We start from the raw sequence: 1,528 nt of genomic DNA, 5'->3' as shown, positions 1-1,528 counted from the left end.
TTTTGATACCAAACACGTAGTGTTTCAGGAGTACAACCCTTGCGCAGTATACTGCTCAGGGAGCAATAGCGGTGATCGCAGCCCAATTCGATGGATAATCTTTCTCGGATTCAATCAATAATTGAACAGCTCTTTTCTCTGATTTCAGGGGTATATTTTACTTTTTTCATCGGGACATTCTCTCAGAAAGCTTGGTCTCCGACAAACCCGGTACGGTTCATAGAGTTTCTGGCCGATCATTGGTATTTAAACGAACGATACTTGCCATTCCTAAAGTTTGATTATAGTCCTTATTATCCGATTCCAAGGTTTGGAATAACCGAACTTGCGAACCATTTAAACTGAGACCATTGGCAACAAATTGCGTTCTTAATCGGTAATTTGTATCAAGCCCTGAAGTGGGCCCACCTGTTATAGGATCGACAACATTAGAGGAATTAAGCTCACGTGCAAAAATATCACTCCAAAACCCCAATTTAATATTATTATCACTTTCATCTGGAGCAATCTTGGCAAGAGGCGCTTCTAGAGCAATATAGCCTACATCTTTAGCAGCGTCCTTAAACTGTTTGACGCTTTCAGTTCCTGCCCGGAATAACCAAGGATTATCTGCAGATCCCCAACTAAAACCCTGATTACTGTATCGCGTGCTCAGCGAGTCATCACTTTTTGATAATGCCAGACCATAAATGAAAACATCTGCCTTGGTACGCAGGCTTCCAATATTGGCATTTTGTGCAGCAGCTTTTGCCATATTTATTGCATTTCGTACAACTTCATCATGCACGGTATTACTGGCTGTTGTTGCCTGTTCTTTCGCATAATCTGCAGCCAACTGATTTAGCATTTCAGTGGTCTTGGCTGCAAGCTGACTATCTACTGTATTTTTAATGACATTTGCACGAACATAGCTTGGAAACTGCTGTTTAAAACTTTGGTAAAAAGGTGAATTTGGAAGATTCGCTGCATAATTATTTCCGTATAACAATTCAATCATTTCCAGAGTATTTTTAAGTGCAGCTGCTTTCGACCGATCAGTTAACCATGGGGTAATTGACTCTTTTGTTGTACCATCATTTACAAAATTCAAGCCAGCTGAACTACCATTATAATAATCAGCATAACGCTGATCATAATACTGGGCGAATTCAAACATGAGGTGCGACAGTTTGAAAAGTCTTATGATAATCAACAAGCTGAGCAAATTTCTCTAATGGTGTAAGCCAATCTAACGCTTTTCTAGGACGAGTATTCAGTGACATGGCAACTTGATTTAAATAATAGACCTCTTGCGAAAGTATCGTTTTACCTAATTTTTGAATTGGCTAAAACCTTATTAAATGTAGCTTTATGCTGTTTAAATTTTGACTAACGCAAGAAGTCTAATGCTGATCTGCCTGATTTAAATCAATCCCTTTAGGTAAATATTGCCTAATTAAACCATTCATATTTTCGCATGTGCCTTTTTGCCAGGGTGAATGTGGGTCACAGAAATATACATCTATGCCTAAATCTTCTTCAAGTATTT

General features: G+C 38.7%; 4 pseudogenes. All 4 read right to left on the bottom strand.

Annotated elements, in window-relative coordinates:
- Positions 1 to 170, bottom strand: a pseudogene (locus FTV30_RS16010) (IS3 family transposase); the annotation flags it as partial.
- Positions 171 to 220: 50 nt separating this feature from the next.
- Positions 221 to 1,156: pseudogene (locus FTV30_RS16005) on the bottom strand (hypothetical protein); the annotation flags it as partial.
- A pseudogene (locus tag FTV30_RS16560) lies at positions 1,149 to 1,280 on the bottom strand (IS30 family transposase); the annotation flags it as partial. The pseudogenes FTV30_RS16560 and FTV30_RS16005, both read right to left, overlap by 8 nt.
- 108 nt (positions 1,281 to 1,388) lie before the next feature.
- Positions 1,389 to 1,528, bottom strand: a pseudogene (locus FTV30_RS16555) (IS30 family transposase); the annotation flags it as partial.

Origin of the sequence: Acinetobacter sp. YH12255 (assembly GCF_013417355.1) — a bacterium.
Classification (GTDB): Bacteria; Pseudomonadota; Gammaproteobacteria; order Pseudomonadales; family Moraxellaceae; genus Acinetobacter; species Acinetobacter pseudolwoffii.
Note: the sequence above shows the minus strand (reverse complement) of the source record. Positions and strands in the feature narration are given on the sequence as shown.